The sequence below is a fragment of the Rhizobium sp. ZX09 genome, from assembly GCF_017357485.1.
In the GTDB taxonomy this organism is placed as follows: domain Bacteria; phylum Pseudomonadota; class Alphaproteobacteria; order Rhizobiales; family Rhizobiaceae; genus Agrobacterium; species Agrobacterium pusense.
Genome location: NZ_CP031363.1, coordinates 2,849,063 through 2,865,053, shown reverse-complemented (window position 1 = coordinate 2,865,053; position 15,991 = coordinate 2,849,063). Strand labels below are relative to the sequence as shown.

The 15,991-nt window shown below is 58.9% G+C and carries 17 protein-coding genes; 14 read left to right on the top strand and 3 right to left on the bottom strand.

Annotated elements, in window-relative coordinates; translation table 11 throughout:
• The 14 genes from BTN45_RS13955 (at nucleotide 1) to BTN45_RS13890 (ending at nucleotide 13,247) form a co-directional block, all read left to right on the top strand.
• A complete protein-coding gene (locus BTN45_RS13955) occupies nucleotides 1-1,110 on the top strand; it encodes a carbon-phosphorus lyase complex subunit PhnI (protein ID WP_207588333.1) in 1,110 nt (369 codons plus the stop codon).
• Between the two features lie 133 nt (nucleotides 1,111-1,243).
• On the top strand, nucleotides 1,244-2,146 hold the full coding sequence (locus tag BTN45_RS13950; RefSeq protein ID WP_004439252.1) for an alpha-D-ribose 1-methylphosphonate 5-phosphate C-P-lyase PhnJ: 903 nt from the start codon (nucleotides 1,244-1,246) through the stop codon (nucleotides 2,144-2,146).
• Nucleotides 2,143-2,919, top strand: a complete 777-nt coding sequence (gene phnK / locus BTN45_RS13945) for a phosphonate C-P lyase system protein PhnK (protein WP_153776420.1) — start codon at nucleotides 2,143-2,145, stop codon at nucleotides 2,917-2,919. Before BTN45_RS13950 ends, phnK begins: the two co-directional genes overlap by 4 nt.
• Nucleotides 2,920-2,923: 4 nt before the next feature.
• A complete protein-coding gene (gene phnL, locus BTN45_RS13940; protein WP_004439247.1) occupies nucleotides 2,924-3,631 on the top strand; it encodes a phosphonate C-P lyase system protein PhnL in 708 nt (235 codons plus the stop codon).
• Nucleotides 3,628-4,245, top strand: coding sequence for a DapH/DapD/GlmU-related protein (locus BTN45_RS13935; RefSeq protein WP_153776421.1), 618 nt, complete (start codon nucleotides 3,628-3,630; stop codon nucleotides 4,243-4,245). Before phnL ends, BTN45_RS13935 begins: the two co-directional genes overlap by 4 nt.
• Nucleotides 4,246-4,460: 215 nt before the next feature.
• The gene (gene phnC, locus BTN45_RS13930; RefSeq protein ID WP_006699785.1) at nucleotides 4,461-5,321 is read left to right on the top strand and encodes a phosphonate ABC transporter ATP-binding protein; all 861 of its coding nucleotides are present in this window, start codon (nucleotides 4,461-4,463) and stop codon (nucleotides 5,319-5,321) included.
• A gap of 86 nt (nucleotides 5,322-5,407) precedes the next feature.
• Nucleotides 5,408-6,313: a phosphonate ABC transporter substrate-binding protein gene (gene phnD / locus BTN45_RS13925; protein ID WP_207588332.1), complete on the top strand. Its 906-nt coding sequence runs from the start codon at nucleotides 5,408-5,410 to the stop codon at nucleotides 6,311-6,313.
• Between the two features lie 70 nt (nucleotides 6,314-6,383).
• Nucleotides 6,384-7,370 carry a phosphonate ABC transporter, permease protein PhnE gene (phnE, locus tag BTN45_RS13920; protein WP_004439242.1) on the top strand — a complete coding sequence of 329 codons (987 nt, stop codon included), beginning with the start codon at nucleotides 6,384-6,386 and terminating at the stop codon, nucleotides 7,368-7,370.
• Nucleotides 7,370-8,719, top strand: coding sequence for a phosphonate ABC transporter, permease protein PhnE (phnE, locus tag BTN45_RS13915; RefSeq protein WP_037089497.1), 1,350 nt, complete (start codon nucleotides 7,370-7,372; stop codon nucleotides 8,717-8,719). Before phnE (BTN45_RS13920) ends, phnE (BTN45_RS13915) begins: the two co-directional genes overlap by 1 nt.
• Nucleotides 8,720-9,003: 284 nt before the next feature.
• Nucleotides 9,004-9,693 carry a DUF1045 domain-containing protein gene (locus BTN45_RS13910; protein ID WP_348649825.1) on the top strand — a complete coding sequence of 230 codons (690 nt, stop codon included), beginning with the start codon at nucleotides 9,004-9,006 and terminating at the stop codon, nucleotides 9,691-9,693.
• Complete coding sequence (locus BTN45_RS13905) at nucleotides 9,690-10,826, top strand: alpha-D-ribose 1-methylphosphonate 5-triphosphate diphosphatase (protein ID WP_004439239.1); 1,137 nt, start codon at nucleotides 9,690-9,692, stop codon at nucleotides 10,824-10,826. Before BTN45_RS13910 ends, BTN45_RS13905 begins: the two co-directional genes overlap by 4 nt.
• A complete protein-coding gene (gene phnN / locus BTN45_RS13900) occupies nucleotides 10,823-11,419 on the top strand; it encodes a phosphonate metabolism protein/1,5-bisphosphokinase (PRPP-forming) PhnN (protein ID WP_194842352.1) in 597 nt (198 codons plus the stop codon). The genes BTN45_RS13905 and phnN overlap by 4 nt, the downstream gene beginning before the upstream one ends.
• Before the next feature lie 86 nt (nucleotides 11,420-11,505).
• The gene (locus tag BTN45_RS13895; protein ID WP_022555392.1) at nucleotides 11,506-12,546 is read left to right on the top strand and encodes an AraC family transcriptional regulator; all 1,041 of its coding nucleotides are present in this window, start codon (nucleotides 11,506-11,508) and stop codon (nucleotides 12,544-12,546) included.
• Between the two features lie 455 nt (nucleotides 12,547-13,001).
• A complete protein-coding gene (locus BTN45_RS13890) occupies nucleotides 13,002-13,247 on the top strand; it encodes a LuxR C-terminal-related transcriptional regulator (RefSeq protein WP_207588327.1) in 246 nt (81 codons plus the stop codon).
• Nucleotides 13,248-13,465: 218 nt separating this feature from the next.
• On the opposite strand, the gene BTN45_RS13885 is transcribed toward BTN45_RS13890, so the two are convergent.
• From BTN45_RS13885 to exbD, 3 genes are all read right to left on the bottom strand, one after another.
• Nucleotides 13,466-14,455 carry an Ldh family oxidoreductase gene (locus tag BTN45_RS13885; protein ID WP_207588325.1) on the bottom strand — a complete coding sequence of 330 codons (990 nt, stop codon included), beginning with the start codon at nucleotides 14,453-14,455 and terminating at the stop codon, nucleotides 13,466-13,468.
• A gap of 119 nt (nucleotides 14,456-14,574) precedes the next feature.
• Entirely contained in the window at nucleotides 14,575-15,504 is a 930-nt protein-coding gene (locus BTN45_RS13880) for a TonB family protein (RefSeq protein WP_207588324.1), read from the bottom strand.
• A complete protein-coding gene (exbD, locus tag BTN45_RS13875; RefSeq protein ID WP_207588323.1) occupies nucleotides 15,501-15,986 on the bottom strand; it encodes a TonB system transport protein ExbD in 486 nt (161 codons plus the stop codon). Before exbD ends, BTN45_RS13880 begins: the two co-directional genes overlap by 4 nt.
• Between the last annotated feature and the right edge of the window lie 5 nt (nucleotides 15,987-15,991).

Here is a 15,991-nt window from a genome sequence, read left to right as displayed (position 1 = left end):
ATGTATGTTGCTGTCAAAGGCGGTGAAACCGCCATCGCCAATGCCCACCGGCTTCTGGCCGACAAGCGGCGCGGAGACCGGGACCTGCCTGCCATGACGGTCGCGCAGATCGTTTCACAGCTTTCGCTCGCTGTCGACAGGGTAATGGCGGAAGCGTCTCTCTACGATCAGTCGCTCGCGGCCCTAGCCATCAAGCAGGCGCGCGGCGACATGATCGAAGCCATCTTTTTGCTGCGTGCCTACCGCACCACGCTGCCGCGCTTCAGTTACTCGGTACCGGTGGACACAGCTGATATGACGGTGAAGCGGCGCGTTTCCGCGACTTACAAGGACCTGCCGGGCGGACAATTGCTGGGGCCGACCTTCGATTATACCCACCGCCTGCTCGACCCCTCTCTTCTCGAAGACCAAACGGTCGAAGCAGCAACCCAGCGGGATAGCGAGCCGGAACATGTCATGCGCGTTTCCGATATTCTCGCCCAGGAAGGGCTGATCGAAAGCGATGGCGAGTTGCCGGACGACCATATTGCCGGTGACCTGACGCGGGAACCGATGGAATTCCCGATGTCGCGCGATCTGCGCCTGCAATCACTGGCACGCGGCGATGAGGGTTTTCTTCTGGCGCTCGCTTACTCCACGCAGCGCGGCTACGGCCGGACACATCCTTTTGTCGGCGAGATTCGCATCGGTGAAGTTGAAATCCAGCTAGACGTGCCGGAACTTGGCTTCGCGGTCTCATTGGGCGATATCCAGGTTACCGAATGCCAGATGGTGAACCAGTTCAAGGGTTCGTCCAAGGCCCCTCCGCAATTCACGCGCGGTTATGGCTTGGTGTTTGGTCAGAGCGAGCGCAAGGCGATGGCGATGTCGCTGGTCGACCGTGCACTACGCGCCGGCGAATTCGGCGAAGATGTCGTCGCGCCAGCGCAGGACGAAGAATTTGTCATCTCACACGCCGACAACGTGCAGGCAACGGGCTTCGTCGAACATCTGAAACTGCCGCATTACGTGGATTTCCAGGCGGAACTCGGGCTCGTCCGAAAAATGCGTGCTGATTTCGAAGCGACGAACGCGACTGGCGCGGAATGGATGGGCGATGCGGCCGAATGACTCAGCGGCTGTGCTGCTCGCCGAACCAGTAAGCACAAAAGACGGTCGTTGCTGCAAAGACAGCAAAGAACACGGCTACAAGAATTCCAATCTCCATGAGCTTGTACTCCTTTTTTCACAAGGCTAACGCGCAATGCTTGAAGAAGTTTCATTTGACGACGGACTGGCTGCCTACAACTTCGCCTATCTGGACGAACAGACCAAGCGGATGATCCGCCGGGCAATCCTGAAAGCCATCGCGATTCCGGGTTATCAGGTTCCCTTCGCTTCCCGTGAAATGCCCATGCCCTATGGCTGGGGCACGGGCGGTGTGCAATTGACCGCCTCCATTCTTGGCCCCGACGACGTGCTGAAGGTAATTGACCAGGGCGCCGATGACACGACCAATGCGGTTTCCATCCGCGCCTTCTTCCAGAAGGTGTCGAATGTTGCCGTCACGACCCGAACGAAGGATGCGACCATCATCCAGACGCGGCACCGCATTCCGGAAGAGGAACTGCATTCGGGCCAGGTGCTTGTCTATCAGGTTCCCATTCCCGAGCCGTTGCGTTTCCTTGAGCCGCGCGAGACCGAAACGCGCGTCATGCACGCGCTAGAGGAATATGGCCTGATGCACGTCAAGCTCTATGAGGACATTGCCCGCAACGGCCGCATCTCCACCACCTACGCCTATCCGGTGAAGGTGGCCGGGCGTTATGTGATGGATCCATCGCCAACCCCGAAATTCGACAACCCGAAAATGCACATGTCGGACGCGTTGCAGCTGTTCGGCGCCGGGCGCGAGAAGCGCATCTATGCCGTACCGCCCTACACCGACGTCGTCAGCCTCGATTTCGAGGATCATCCTTTTGAAATCCAGCGCTTCGACAAGCCCTGCGCGCTGTGCGGCGCAGAAAATGTCTATCTCGACGAGGTGGTGCTTGATGACAGAGGCGGACGGATGTTCGTCTGCTCCGATACCGATCATTGCGAGGACCGCCGCGCCCATGGCCACAAGGGCCATATGCTGGCGGATGTGAAGGAGGCCGCAGAATGAGCGACGCACCGCTTCTCAAAGTCCGTGACGTTTCAAAATATTACGGTGACCGAGCCGGTTGCCGCAATGTTTCTTTCGAACTTTATCCAGGTGAAGTTCTCGCCATAGTCGGCGAATCCGGTTCCGGCAAAACCACGCTCCTCAACTGCATTTCCACCCGGCTGATGCCAACGGCAGGCAGCGTGGAATATCGCATGCGCGACGGCTCTATGCGCGATCTCTACCATATGGGTGAGGCCGAACGGCGTTTCCTGATGCGCACCGACTGGGGCTTCGTGCATCAGAACCCGGCAGACGGGTTGCGAATGGCGGTTTCGGCCGGTGCAAACGTCGGCGAGCGGCTGATGGCAGTTGGCAACCGGCATTACGGGAATATCAGGCAATCTGCCAGCGAATGGCTGGAGAGGGTGGAAATCAGCACCGACCGTATCGATGATCAGCCGCGCGCCTTCTCAGGCGGCATGCGCCAGCGTTTGCAGATCGCCCGCAATCTCGTCACCTCGCCGCGCCTGGTTTTCATGGATGAGCCAACAGGTGGTCTCGATGTGTCCGTGCAGGCGCGTCTGCTTGATCTTGTGCGTGGCCTCGTCAACGATCTCGGCCTCGCCGTCGTCGTCGTCACCCACGACCTCGCGGTAGCCCGGCTGCTGTCTCACCGCATGATGGTGATGAAGGGCGGCGACGTCATCGAGCACGGCCTGACCGACCGGGTGCTGGACGATCCGCGCGAGCCCTATACGCAATTGCTTGTTTCCTCCATCTTGCAGGTCTGACGCCATGCCGACGCCTCTCATCGTTTCGGAAGTCTTCAAAAGCTTCACCATGCATCTTCGCGACGGCATCGAACTGCCTGTCGTCCGCGATGTCAATTTCTCTGTCTGCAGCGGCGAATGCGTCGTGCTCGGCGGACCCTCCGGCATCGGCAAGAGCTCGATCCTGAAGATGCTCTATGGCAACTATGCCATAGACAGCGGACAGATTCTGATCCGCCATGAGGGTGAAGTTGTCGACATCGGCAGCGCTTCCCCTCGCACGATCCTCGACATTCGCCATCGCACCATCGGTTATGTCAGCCAATTCCTCCGCACGGTACCCCGAGTCGCCGCCATAGACGTTGTTGCCGAACCGCTTCTGGCGCGCAGGATTGCCACTGAAGAGGCACGTGAGCAGGCGGCCGCTCTGCTTTCGAAACTTAACCTGCCGCGCGAATTGTGGTCGTTGCCGCCCGCCACTTTCTCAGGTGGTGAACAACAGCGCGTCAACATCGCCCGCGGCTTCATCACCGATCATGCGATCCTGCTGCTCGACGAGCCAACTGCTTCCCTTGATGCCACCAACCGGCGTGTCGTCGTTGAGATGATCAGGGAGAAAAAGGAAAAGGGCACGGCACTGCTCGGCATCTTTCATGATGAAGAAGTGCGGGAAGCCGTGGCCGACCGCATTCTCGACGTTTCGCAGTTTTCTCCACGGAAGGCTGCAGCATGAGTGTGAAGGTCGGCCTCGAGCCCGTCATCCACGAAACCGCCCGCGTCACCAACAGCGCGATCGGCCGCTACACCGAAATTTCGGAGCGCTGCCGGATCGAGGAGGTCGAGATGGGCGACTATTCCTATGTCATGCAGGACGGCGCCATCTGGTGCGCGACCATCGGCAAATTCGTCAACATCGCTGCCTCCGTCCGCATCAATGCCACCAATCACCCCATGCAGCGGGCGACCTTGCATCATTTCACCTATCGCGCGCGCAATTACTGGGACGATGCGGAAGACGAGACCGATTTTTTTGCCGCTCGCCGCGCCAGACGCGTGGTGATCGGTCACGATGTTTGGATCGGCCACGGCGCCACCATCCTGCCTGGGGTCGCCGTTGGAAACGGCGCGGTGATCGGAGCAGGTGCTGTCGTCTCGAGGGACGTAGCGCCCTACACCATCGTGGGAGGTGTACCCGCAAGACTGATCCGGGAGCGTTTCCCCTCAGAACTGGGCCGGCAGATGGATGACCTCGGCTGGTGGGATTGGGATCACAGAAGACTGCGCGACGCGCTCGATGATTTTCGCAGCATGTCGGCCGAGGATTTCATCAGAAAATATCGCGGCTGAAACATTACAGACCTGATCGACCCCGGGAAGTTCCCGGGGTTTGCTTTTTCAGTTTGGTGTCCTGAAGACGCGGCGGGCTGGTTCCCAGACATTCGCCGGCAAACATGCGGCCGTAATACATGAGCTCTTTGTAATATTTTCTTCATCAAACTGACATTCGCACTTCACGCACCGCTGTTACGCCGAACCCCGTCAAAAGAAGATTGGACGGGGAAATGAGCTTTCACCTGAAGCAAGTCACGCGCCGTTTCGGCAATCACACTGCGGTCGATTCCGTGAATGTCGAAATTCCGCAGGGCCAGATGGTCGGCGTGATTGGACGTTCGGGCGCCGGCAAGTCGACGCTGCTGCGCATGATCAACCGCCTCGTCGACCCGTCCTCGGGTTCCATTTATTTCAATGACACGGAAGTCTCGTCACTAAAGGGGGCTGCACTGCGCAACTGGCAGCGCGACTGCGCCATGATCTTCCAGCAATTCAATCTTGTTCCGCGCCTCGACGTGCTCACCAATGTCATGCTTGGACGCCTCAACCACCGTTCCACGGCATTGAGCCTCTTTAACATCTTCACACATGAAGAGCGTCTGATGGCCATCGCCGCGCTGGAGCGGCTTGGTATCGAACATGTGGCCATGCAGGCGGCCGGTACGCTTTCCGGCGGTCAGCAGCAGCGCGTCGCCATAGCCCGCGCCCTGATGCAGTCTCCGAAGATGGTCCTTGCCGACGAGCCGATCGCCTCGCTCGACCCGCTGAACGCCAAGATCGTGATGGATGCGCTGCGCGACATCAATGAGCGCGAAGGCATCACCGTCATTACCAACCTGCACACGCTGGATACCGCGCGCAACTATTGCGAACGCATCATCGGCATGTCTCAGGGCCGCGTCGTTTTCGACGGAACGCCCGCCGAACTGACGGCCGCAGCCGTTACCGAGATTTACGGAACCGACTCTCAGGGATCCGGCATCGACGAGACCATGACCTCGACCAGCATCAATATTCCCGGCGCGCAACTTGCCGCGCGTCCGGTGCAGCAATCTGCCGGTCCCGAACCGCTCGCTCTCGCCGGGCTCTGAGGGAACCGCCCAGCATCGTTTGCGCCCGCGTCAAGGGCCGATGGTTCACAACAAACTCCGGCTTGCCGGGAAACAGGAGAAAGTCCATGTTGAAGAAAATCCTTCTTTCGGCAGTCGCCCTTGGCGTTCTGGCCGGTTCCGCCATGGCCCAGGACGTCAAGGTCCTGCGCATCGGTCTCGACGGTTCCGAAAACGAAGCGGACCAGATCCGCAACACGAAGTGCGTAGCCGACGGCCTGAAGGCCGCGACCGGCGTTTCCGAAGTTCAGATCTTCCCATCGCCGGACTATAACGGCGTCATCCAGGGTCTGCTCGGCGGCACCATCGACATCGCCTCCATGGGCGCTTCTTCCTACGCCAAGATCGCCCTGGCCGATCCGAAGGCCGTTGATCCGATTCTGACCACCGCCGGCGCTGACGGCTCGACCGGTTATTACACGATCATGGTTGCCCGCAAGGACAGCGGCATCAAGACGCTGGCTGATGCCAAGGGCAAGAAGATCGGCTTCGCGGACCCCGATTCCACCTCCGGCTTCCTCGTTCCCAACGTCGCTATTCCGAAGGAAACCGGCGTTCCGGTCAAGGAATACTTCTCCGAAACCGGCTTTGGCGGCGGCCATGAGAACCTCGTTCTCGCCGTTCTCGACAAGAAGTTCGATGTCGGTACCACCTTTGGTTCGGGCGTGGGCAAGTGGGAAGAAGGCTACACGGCCGGCAACCTCTACCAGATGGTCAAGAAGGGCAACCTTGACATGGACGATATCGTCGAAGTCTGGAAGTCGCCACTGATCCCGAACGGCCCGCTGATGGTCGCCAACAAGCTCGGCGACGCGATGAAGCAGAAGGTCGAAAACTTCTTCATGGAACTGCCGAAGAAGGACCTCGCCTGCTTCCAGGGCTTCACCCAGGGCAAGAACACCGCCTACATCAAGGTCGATCCGTCTTTCTACCAGACGATCATCGACGCCCGTAAGTCGGTTATCGGCGGCTGATCCTCAGATCATATCCGGAAGCGGCGGTGCCTTGCGGCGCCGCCGCTTTTGCAAATAAAGGAAAAGCGGCATGGCGACCACACTGCACCATGGTACCTTCTCGCCAGAAGGATTGAGCGCATCGTCACAGACGGTCATGCGTCATTATCAACAGCAGCTTGCGACTCGGCGAATCTATACCGTCATTTCGCTCGTGATCTTTCTCGTCATCCTTGCCGCCTCCCTGAATTTCGCCAATGCGGCCAATTCAGGCAAATTTTTCGAGCGCCTGCCCTATTTCTTCGATTTCATGAAGACCTTCGTACCCGATAGTCCGCTGGAAATCTTCCGGGCCATGTTTGACCTGCCGTCGCCCTATGCGGACGGTTCGCTGAAATACAACTATGTCGCGGATCGCGTTTACATCACCAGCGGTTTCTACATCCCGCACTTCATCTACCAGCTGATCATCACTCTCAATATTGCGCTGGTCTCGACAATCATCGGCACCGGCTTCGCCTTCGTGCTCTGCTTCTTCGCCTCCACCAATCTCGTTGGCGCCGGCCTTGTGCGCTGGTTGGTGCGCCGGGTGATGGAAGTGCTGCGCGCCTTTCCTGAAATCGTCGTCGCCGGGCTTTTGACAGCCATTCTGTCGATCGGTCCGATCGCGGCGATCATCGCAATCTCGGTCCACACCATCGGCGCTCTCGGCAAGCTCTTCTTCGAAGTGGTGGAAAATGCCGACATGAAGCCGGATGAAGGCCTTCGCGCCGCCGGTGCCAACTGGCTGGAGCGTGTGCGTTTCGCCATCGTGCCGCAGGTGCTGCCAAATTTCGTTTCTTATGCGCTGTTGCGCGCCGAAATCAACGTGCGCGCCTCCACCATCATCGGCGCCGTGGGCGGCGGCGGCATCGGCGAAGTGTTCCGGCTGTCCATCGGCAATGATCATGCGTCGAAGACCTATGCCATCATCATTCTGCTGCTGATCACCATCATCGCCGTCGATCAGTTTTCCGGCTGGCTGCGCCGCAGGCTGATCGGCCATCAATCCTTCGAATTCGGACGGGGAGCGGCCTGATGTCTTCCAGCTTCATTCTCAACACTGCCGAGCGCGAGAGGCTGACGGCTGCGCATCCTGAGGTATTCAATCGCAGTTTCATGCAGCGATATGGTCTGCTTGTCGGACTTCTTGCCGTCACCGCCTACCTCGTCGGCTGCTTTTTCCTCTTCAATGTTGGTCCGGCTTTCATGCAGGGCCGATGGGATCGCGCCTCCAGCTACATCCAGGACTGGTATTCCTGGCGCGCCCAACCGCGCCTCCGTTTCGAAGCCGGCAAGGTTGAACCGCAATGGTCGAGCCGCGGTCAATATCCGGTCGATGCGAAGATCGACTGGCTGCAACCCCTGCCCGATGGCGGTTACAGCGTTGTTTATGTGGGTTCGGAAAACCGCCTCGATGTGACGCCAACCCGCGTGGATGTCTATGTCGACGGCAAGAACTATCCCGTCATGATCAACGACGACGGCGTTGTTGCACCACAGGGGCTGCCTGCCGAAATCCAGCAGGACGGCAAGAAGGTGCTGGTGCATTACGGCTTTGCCGGTCAGGCGGAAATCCGCACCAGTCAGGTTTATGTGCAGCGCCGTTTCCTTGGATGGGCGAACTTCCTGTTCGATACGAAATCGGAATTCTGGGGCAAGGGTTATGGCGAGCTTGCCGCTCTCGCTCTCTGGGAAGAGAGGCTCGATCCCGCGCGCTCCAATCTCAGCCATATGGTCGATGATTTTCTCGACAACAGTGTCTGGCAACACGCCGACATCCTGTCCAAGCTGATGCAAACGCTGGTCATGGCTTTCGTGGGTACGCTTTTCGGCACCGTCGTTGCCCTGCCGCTCGCCTTTATCGCCGCACGCAACATCACCGCGAACAGGGCGGCGAACTGGGGCATGAAGCGCCTTTTCGATTTTCTGCGCTCGATCGACATGCTCATCTGGGCACTGTTCTTCACCCGCAGCTTCGGCCCGGGACCGATCCCCGGCATTGCCGCGATCTTCTTCACCGATACCGGCGCGCTCGGAAAGGTCTATGCCGAGGCGCTGGAGAATGTCGACGACAAGCAGCGCGAGGGTGTCAAATCGGTCGGCGCCTCGCCGATTGCCGTCAATCGCTTCGGCGTGCTGCCGCAGGTTCTGCCGGTGTTCATTTCACAGTCACTCTATTTCTGGGAGAGCAACACCCGGTCCGCCACCATCATCGGTGCGGTGGGAGCCGGGGGTATCGGCCTGAAATTGCTGGAAGCGATGGGCACCAATGCCGACTGGGACAAGGTGGCCTATATGGTCCTGCTGATCCTCTTCGTCGTTTTCCTGTTCGACCACATTTCTAACTCGCTGCGTTCGCGTCTGATCGGAAAAACGCAGCATTAAACCCGGCAAGGCGGGACTTCACGTGACGCCGCAAGCGTTGGTCATCCCGCCCCGCACATCAGGAGAAGCGACTGATCCTTTCTCCGTCCCGCGTGCGTAGGGCTAACTTATCCTCAAGCGCACCCCTTAACCTCTATGAGGTTCCGGGTGCGCTTTTTTCCATCCGCATCATCATTCTGTCACGGAAAGAGATTACTTCGCACTCCTGACCTTGCGGGAGGCGGGCGAGTCACGCCAAATAGCTTCTCATCCCTGGTTTTCCATGACACCGAAGAGTGCTTGCCGTGCGCTATGCCATCTATTTTTCTCCGGCTAAAGATCATCCTCTGACCGAAACGGCATCCCGCTGGCTTGGACGAAACGCGTTTTCCGGCAGACTGCATGATGACCAAGCCCACTATGCGGAGATGACGGAAGAGCCCCGCCGTTATGGCTTCCACGCAACCCTGAAAGCGCCTTTCGAGCTGTCCGAGAAATACAGCGAAGCAGAGCTGCTGGCGGCCGTCGCGGACTTTGCTGCAAGCCAGCCGGCCTTTGACATTCCGCGTATCGTGGTTGGTGCACTTGGGCCATTCTTCGCCCTGGTGCCGGATCGCATTTACCAGCCGCTGCAAGACTTTGCGGCGGAGATCGTGGATCATTTCGACCGGTTCCGCGCGCCCCTGTCCGAAACAGATATTGCCCGCCGCCGGCCGCAGATGCTGACCGAAAGCCAGCGGGAAAATCTGTCGCTCTGGGGCTATCCGCATGTCATGGATGATTTCCGTTTTCATATGACGCTGACCGGCCGGATCGACGAAAGCGAACAGCCCGCCGTGCGTGAGCTTCTCACCGCACGATTTGCCGAATTCACCGACAAACCCCTCACCGTTTCCGGCCTCGCCCTGTTCATTGAAGAAACGCGCGGCGCCCCCTTCACCGTTCACAGCTGGCACCCGCTTGACCAGCAGCCAAAGGAAGATGCGACACCATGACTGAGCACGCCCTTTCCAACGCCCGTATCGTTCTGGAAGACGATATTATTCTGGGCTCCGTTCTGATCCGCGACGGCAAGATCGCCGATATCAGCGAAGGCGCCTCCAAGACCGGAGAAGATCTTGAAGGCGATTTCCTGATTCCCGGCCTGGTGGAACTGCATACCGACCATCTCGAGCAGCATTATTCGCCGCGCCCCGGTGTCATCTGGGACAAGATTGCCGCCATTCAGGCCCATGACGCACAGGTGGCGGCCTCCGGCATCACCACCGTATTCGATTGCCTGCGACTTGGCTCGGATGAAGACGGTGGTTTCAAAAAAGGTGAAATGCGGGAAATGGCTGACGCCATCGAGGCGGCGGCGGATCAGAACCGCCTGCGCTCGGACCACCTGCTGCATCTGCGTTGTGAGGTCGCTTCCGCCGATGTGCTGGAGCATTTTGAAGATTTCGAAACCGATCCGCGCGTGCGGCTGATTTCGCTGATGGATCATTCCCCGGGCCAGCGCCAGTTCCAGTCGATGGACCAGTATATTTTCTATTATCAGAAGAAGCGCGGTCTGAGCGACGAGGCGTTCGCCGAATTCGTGCGGCGCAGGCAGGCGGCATCGGCGGAATATTCCGCCAAGCATCGTGATTATCTGGCTGCCCGCTGCGCCGAGCGTGGAATCACCGTTGCGAGCCACGACGATGCAACAGAAGCGCATGTCGGCGAAGCGATTGGTCACGGTGTGAAGCTGGCGGAATTTCCCACCAGCGTCGAGGCGGCAAAAGCTTCGCACAGCGCCGGCATGAGTGTCTTGATGGGCGCCCCGAACATCGTTCGCGGCAAATCCCATTCCGGCAACATCGCCGCCCGCGATCTGGCCGAAATTGGTGTTCTGGATGTTCTCTCTTCCGACTACGTGCCCTTCAGCCTGCTCTTCGCGCCGTTCCTGCTTGCCGATCAGGTGGAAGCCATCACGCTGCCGGAAGCTCTGCGTATGGTCACCGCCACGCCGGCGCGGACCGTTGGTCTTCACGACCGCGGCCGCATAGCCGGCGGTCTGCGGGCCGATCTGGTCCGGGTTCACCGCGAAGATGGCGTTCCCGTGGCACGTTCCGTCTGGCGTCTGGGCAAGCGCGTGGCATGACCGGCGACGGACAAGATAGCCGGCGCGAGGGATCGCCCGGAACCATGATTGTCATTGTCGGCCCCAGCGGGGCAGGCAAAGATACGCTGATGGATTATGCGGCAATGCAGCTGTCCGGCCGGCCGGGCTTTCACTTCACCCGCCGCGTCATTACCCGCAGCGGCGACGCGGGCGGTGAAAACCACGACGCAGTTTCCATGCAGGAATTCAACCGGCTTGAGAGTGAAGGCGCTTTCGCAGTCTCCTGGGAGGCGCATGGGCTGAAATACGGCATTCCGGCCGCTGTCTATCGTCAGCTGGACGCCGGGGACGTGGTTATCGCCAACGGTTCCCGGTCGGCCCTGCCTCAGTTCGGCATTGCATTTTCCCGCCTGAAGGTCGTGAATATCGTGGCGCGACCGGAGGTTCTAGCACGAAGGCTGGAACAGCGAGGACGGGAGAGCCGCGACGATATCCTGCGACGGCTTGAACGTAGTTCTCTCTGTGTCGACGGCGATTTTGACGTGATCACTGTGGACAACAGCGGCGCGATCGAAGATGCGGGAAAAACAATGATGCAGCTTCTGGAGCAAAGCGTCCGCAACCGTACATAAAATCCCCGGCCGCACTGCTCGACAAACGGGTGCGCGAGGCTTACCATCAGGCGACAATTTCCAAACATGGTACGCCAAGGCTAGGGATGCCCGAAAAGAGGCTCAGCGACGAAATAACTGTGGTGGCCGGTCTGGCCGCCGGCGTCAGCAATTATGCGCGGGGGCGTGGCATCGATATCGCACCCATCTGCAAGGCTCTTGAGATCGATCCCGGCAATTTCGGAAGTCTCACAGAGCGCATCAGCCTCGATAGATTATGCCGTCTGCTGGAAACCTGCGCCCTGATATCCGGCGACGACGCTTTCGGATTGCAGTGCGCCTCCACTTTTCCCGCCGGCGCGTCCGGTGCTTTCGGATATGGCCTGATCAGCGCCCCGACGGTGCGGGCGTTTCTGCGCTTTCTTCAGGATCACGTCTATTATGCGACCAATAACAGCAATTTCACCATGGTTGCAGATGCGACCGGGGTGACGCTGTCATGGTCCTTTGCACCGGTGATTGTCAAGCGTGATCAATATGTCGATCTGTCCCTGGCAATCCTGATACAGCGGCTCCGCGATATTCTGGGAGAGCGCATCCATCAGATCGAGATTGGGATGGAGCGACAGAAACCCGATAATATTCAATTATTTAAAGAAAGAATGACGAAGCGGATCAGCTTTTCCCAACCGATCCATACCATGCGCCTTCCCCTATCTCTCCTTGAGGTGGCCAATCCGAACGCCGATGAACGCCTGTTCGAATTGATGAATTTGCAGTGCCGGATGCTTCGACCGGAGACATCGGCCGACGCGACGCATTTCATCGATCAGGTGAAGCGGTATATGCAGATGAGGCTTTCCGATGCGGAGCTTTCGCTCAGCGAGATTGCCCCCTATTTCAACCTCTCGGAACGCAGTTTTCAGCGGCGCCTTGCCGAACTCGGGACCAATCTCAACGAGATAAAGGATGCCATTCGCAAGAATGCCGGATTCAAGCTTCTGGTGGAAAGTGATCTTCCGGTCTCCGACATCAGTTACCGGCTTGGATATTCGACCCCAGGTGCATTTTCCCGCTCCGTTTCCCGCTGGTTCGGGGCAACACCTACGGATATTCGCCGGAAACACGCGCATCATTCCGCCGGATAATACATGGCTACAGCATCAATATTTCGGAACGAGGCATTAAAGTTGATGAATATATCAACAGTTGTCGCGATGTGTGCCGAAACATAACAATAAAATGAAAAACTTGGCGCGTCATGTTATTTTATCGGTGGAATACATCGATTATTAGAGCGCCGATCTCCTTCAGGTGTGACGAAAACATTCCAAAGCTTTGAAACTGCATTTTACGCCAGACAGATTGTCGTCGCTGGGCGTCGTTGTCGCAGGCCCTCAATGGCTGGAATAGAACGTCCGCATCGGATTTACAGGCTGCGAAAGCGGCCCCTTACCGCAAAACTCCTGAGGCCAGATGAAACCTATTGGCGAAATTGGCGTTTCTGTTCGCGTGTGGACGGAGCGGCCAACGAGCTGGTGTCGGAGAATGAACACTGCCTGCTCCTGCCGGGGAAGGCCAATCTTTTTTGAGGCTGAAAGAAATGTCTTCAAATACGCCGCATGAATATCGCCAGACGCATGAAGTCGTCCTCTCGGAGCGTGAGCGGCAATATCTGGGGCTGGTCGCGCGGGGCAAACATCCCTCGCACGTCGCCGTGATAGTCGGCGCCGACGAAGCGGACGTCAAGGATACTCTGGAAAAGGTGCGCCACAGGCTCGGTGCGACCAATCTGCTGAATACCGTCAGTATTGCCCTGCTGCGCGGCCTGATCGAACAGGAGGCATAATCGCCACCTGCTCAACTCAAGCTTCCGCGACAAAGTCCTTTCCGGAAGCTGAAAACCGAATGAGCGGCTTTCTGCGTCAAAATCCTTCCATATCAATGGCGGGATCGGCGGACCAAATGGCGGCTGGACATGATGTCCGGTCCCATCGATGCAGATAAACGCAGCCATTTACGGTTTACCCGGCGGGTCACGGTCGACCCGCCGGGTTTAATGTCCGGTCAAAGCGATTGAATTTCGCCAAGAATATCGCTTTCGATCACGATACCGCTTTCCAACGCCTGTTTGCGGATACCCTGGCTGCGGCGACCGGGCAGGCGGACATTTTCCTGTTTTTCTATCTCCTGGGCGATAAGAGCCAGCCTTTCGGTAAAGGCAGAGCCGCCTGATGATACAGGGTCTATTGCGATAATGGTGTGTCCGAGCGAGGGGGGCGCACCCTTGTCGTCCAGAAGGGAGGAGGCCTCGAAGGCGAAGTTTCCGCCGGTAATTGCAGCGGCCATGATTTCCACCATCAGCGCCAGCGCTGCGCCCTTGGCTTCGCCCGCAGGAACCATGGTTCCTTCTATGGCCTCCTCCGGATCGGTGGTCGGTCGGCCATTTCTGTCAAGCGCCCAGTCGCCCGGGATCGTCTCCCCCTTCTGGCGCGCCGCCATGATTTTTCCGCGTGCGACCTTGGAGAGAGCCAGATCGATGACGAGTGGATCGGCGCCGCCAACGGGCGTGGCAAAGGCAATCGGGTTCGTACCATAAAGCGGCTTGCTGCCGCCCCATGGCGCCATGGACGCAGGCGCATTGGCGAACATCAGCGCCACGAGACCCGTTTCGGCAATACGTTCGACAGTCAGCGCCATGACGCCGGCGTGATGGGAACGGTGGATGGCGGCGAGCGCGATCCCCTGCTGGCGCGCCATTTCAGGCAATCCCTCAAGCGCGAGATCGATCGCCGGATAGGCATAACCATGATTGGCGTCGACAGAGAGGACGCCGGGCTTCACCCGTGTGGCCACCGGACGCGCCTTGCCATCGACCTTGCCTACACGGGCCTGACGCACGTAAACGGGTATACGGCGAAAACCATGACCACCCTGCCCGGCGGCCTCGGAGGCGACGAGCGCCTTTGCCACCGAGCGGGCGTTTTGCGGTAGGACGCCGTTGCGCTCAAAGATAGAGGATACGAGATCCTCCGCCTCTGCGATTGAGAATTTCATTCCGGAATGCCTCTGCTTGTGATGTCGTCAAGACCTACACCATCGAAAACATTCGCGAAATATCATTGAGGCCACACCACGGGACAGGTCGGAAAAAATCGGTCCCGCCAGGGGAGCTGCTAGCGGATGCTGATCGGCAGCGTGATCGTCCTGTTTGCTTCCGGCGGCGGGGCGGGCACGGGCGACGCGCTCTGAATCCAGGCGGCGATCTGCTGATCCACGGACGAATCGCCGGTGGACTGAACAACGCTGACACCGCTGATGGCACCGGCATCATTGACGCGGAACCGCACCGTCGCAGTCATTGCATCGCTGCGGAGTGAACGTGGTTTGCGGCGCTGAATATGCGAGCGGACTTTCGATCCCCATTTTGCCGGAGAGGCGGATGACGAAGAAAAGAAGCCGGCATTGCTGCGCGGTGCGGCCGTGCGGTCGGATTGCTGGGCTTCCGCTTTCGCAGTTTCACGCAGTTCCGAGGCCTGCTGCGGTTTGGGGCGCTGGCGCTCGACCTTCTTTTTCTCTTCAGGCTCTTTCTTTTCCACCTTCTTTTCGACCGGCGGAGGCGGAGGCCGCATGACGGGCAAGGGAACCTCGACATTTTCAAGTTCCGCCATCATCTGCTCCTGAACGGGATCGACAGGGTCAACCGGCTCGGGAATTTCCTGCGGTTCGACGATCTCCTCGACCGGTGGCTCAGGCGGCTGCACCGGCTCCGGTGGCGGCGTTTCGGCAACCGGTTCAGGTGGTGGCGGCGGCTCTTCGGGGACAGCTTCCTCAACCGGTTCGCTGCTGTCGCTCTTCACTTCTTCGGCGTCCTCGACATCCTGCGCCTGCGTCGTTTCTTCCGTTTGGACGGCTTCCGGTATCGCGGCCATTTCGATCATGATGGCGGCGGGGGGCGGCCCGCCGGCCTCAAGCTCATCCGGCTCCTGCATCAGATAATAAGCGAACCCGGCATGGACGCTGAGCATCAGCAACGCCGCGGCGGACCACAGCGTCACCTCCCAAAGGCGGGAATGTCGGGCCTGTGGATAGCCGTTTTCACTCATGGCGTCGCTTCCTGCACCGCCGACGGGGCGGGCTGGCCAGCAGCCGGAGGCTGCGACGCGGCAGCGGCATTTTCCAGCCCCACAAGGGCGATCTTCAGATAACCCGCATCTCTCAGCAGGTTCATGATTTCCATGAAGTGGCCGTAATCAACCGCCTTGTCTGCACGCAGGAAGATGCGGGTATCCTTCTTGCCACCCGTCTGGCGGTCGATGGCGGCCGCCAAGGCTTCACGGGCGACCGCATCATTGCCCAGATTAAGCGAGAGATCGTCCTTGACCGTAAGATACAGCGGCTCCTCCGGTCGTTCCGCGGGTTTTGCGGTGGATGCGGGAAGATCGACATTCACATCGACGGTGGCGAGTGGCGCGGCCACCATGAAGATGATGAGCAGAACCAGCATCACATCGATGAAGGGCGTCACATTGATCTCATGGTTTTCGGAGAGATCGTCACCGCTGTTTTCGCGAATTCCTCCAGCCATGTCCG

What these genes read in the sequence shown, in the direction of transcription:
- BTN45_RS13955 (WP_207588333.1), top strand. Translation starts at nt 1, where the DNA reads ATGTATGTTGCTGTCAAAGGCGGTGAAACCGCCATCGCCAATGCCCAC.
- BTN45_RS13950 (WP_004439252.1), top strand. Translation starts at nt 1,244, where the DNA reads ATGCTTGAAGAAGTTTCATTTGACGACGGACTGGCTGCCTACAACTTC.
- phnK (WP_153776420.1), top strand. Translation starts at nt 2,143, where the DNA reads ATGAGCGACGCACCGCTTCTCAAAGTCCGTGACGTTTCAAAATATTAC.
- phnL (WP_004439247.1), top strand. Translation starts at nt 2,924, where the DNA reads ATGCCGACGCCTCTCATCGTTTCGGAAGTCTTCAAAAGCTTCACCATG.
- BTN45_RS13935 (WP_153776421.1), top strand. Translation starts at nt 3,628, where the DNA reads ATGAGTGTGAAGGTCGGCCTCGAGCCCGTCATCCACGAAACCGCCCGC.
- phnC (WP_006699785.1), top strand. Translation starts at nt 4,461, where the DNA reads ATGAGCTTTCACCTGAAGCAAGTCACGCGCCGTTTCGGCAATCACACT.
- phnD (WP_207588332.1), top strand. Translation starts at nt 5,408, where the DNA reads ATGTTGAAGAAAATCCTTCTTTCGGCAGTCGCCCTTGGCGTTCTGGCC.
- phnE (WP_004439242.1), top strand. Translation starts at nt 6,384, where the DNA reads ATGGCGACCACACTGCACCATGGTACCTTCTCGCCAGAAGGATTGAGC.
- phnE (WP_037089497.1), top strand. Translation starts at nt 7,370, where the DNA reads ATGTCTTCCAGCTTCATTCTCAACACTGCCGAGCGCGAGAGGCTGACG.
- BTN45_RS13905 (WP_004439239.1), top strand. Translation starts at nt 9,690, where the DNA reads ATGACTGAGCACGCCCTTTCCAACGCCCGTATCGTTCTGGAAGACGAT.
- phnN (WP_194842352.1), top strand. Translation starts at nt 10,823, where the DNA reads ATGACCGGCGACGGACAAGATAGCCGGCGCGAGGGATCGCCCGGAACC.
- BTN45_RS13895 (WP_022555392.1), top strand. Translation starts at nt 11,506, where the DNA reads ATGCCCGAAAAGAGGCTCAGCGACGAAATAACTGTGGTGGCCGGTCTG.
- BTN45_RS13890 (WP_207588327.1), top strand. Translation starts at nt 13,002, where the DNA reads ATGTCTTCAAATACGCCGCATGAATATCGCCAGACGCATGAAGTCGTC.
- BTN45_RS13885 (WP_207588325.1), bottom strand. Translation starts at nt 14,455, where the DNA reads ATGAAATTCTCAATCGCAGAGGCGGAGGATCTCGTATCCTCTATCTTT.
- BTN45_RS13880 (WP_207588324.1), bottom strand. Translation starts at nt 15,504, where the DNA reads ATGAGTGAAAACGGCTATCCACAGGCCCGACATTCCCGCCTTTGGGAG.
- exbD (WP_207588323.1), bottom strand. Translation starts at nt 15,986, where the DNA reads ATGGCTGGAGGAATTCGCGAAAACAGCGGTGACGATCTCTCCGAAAAC.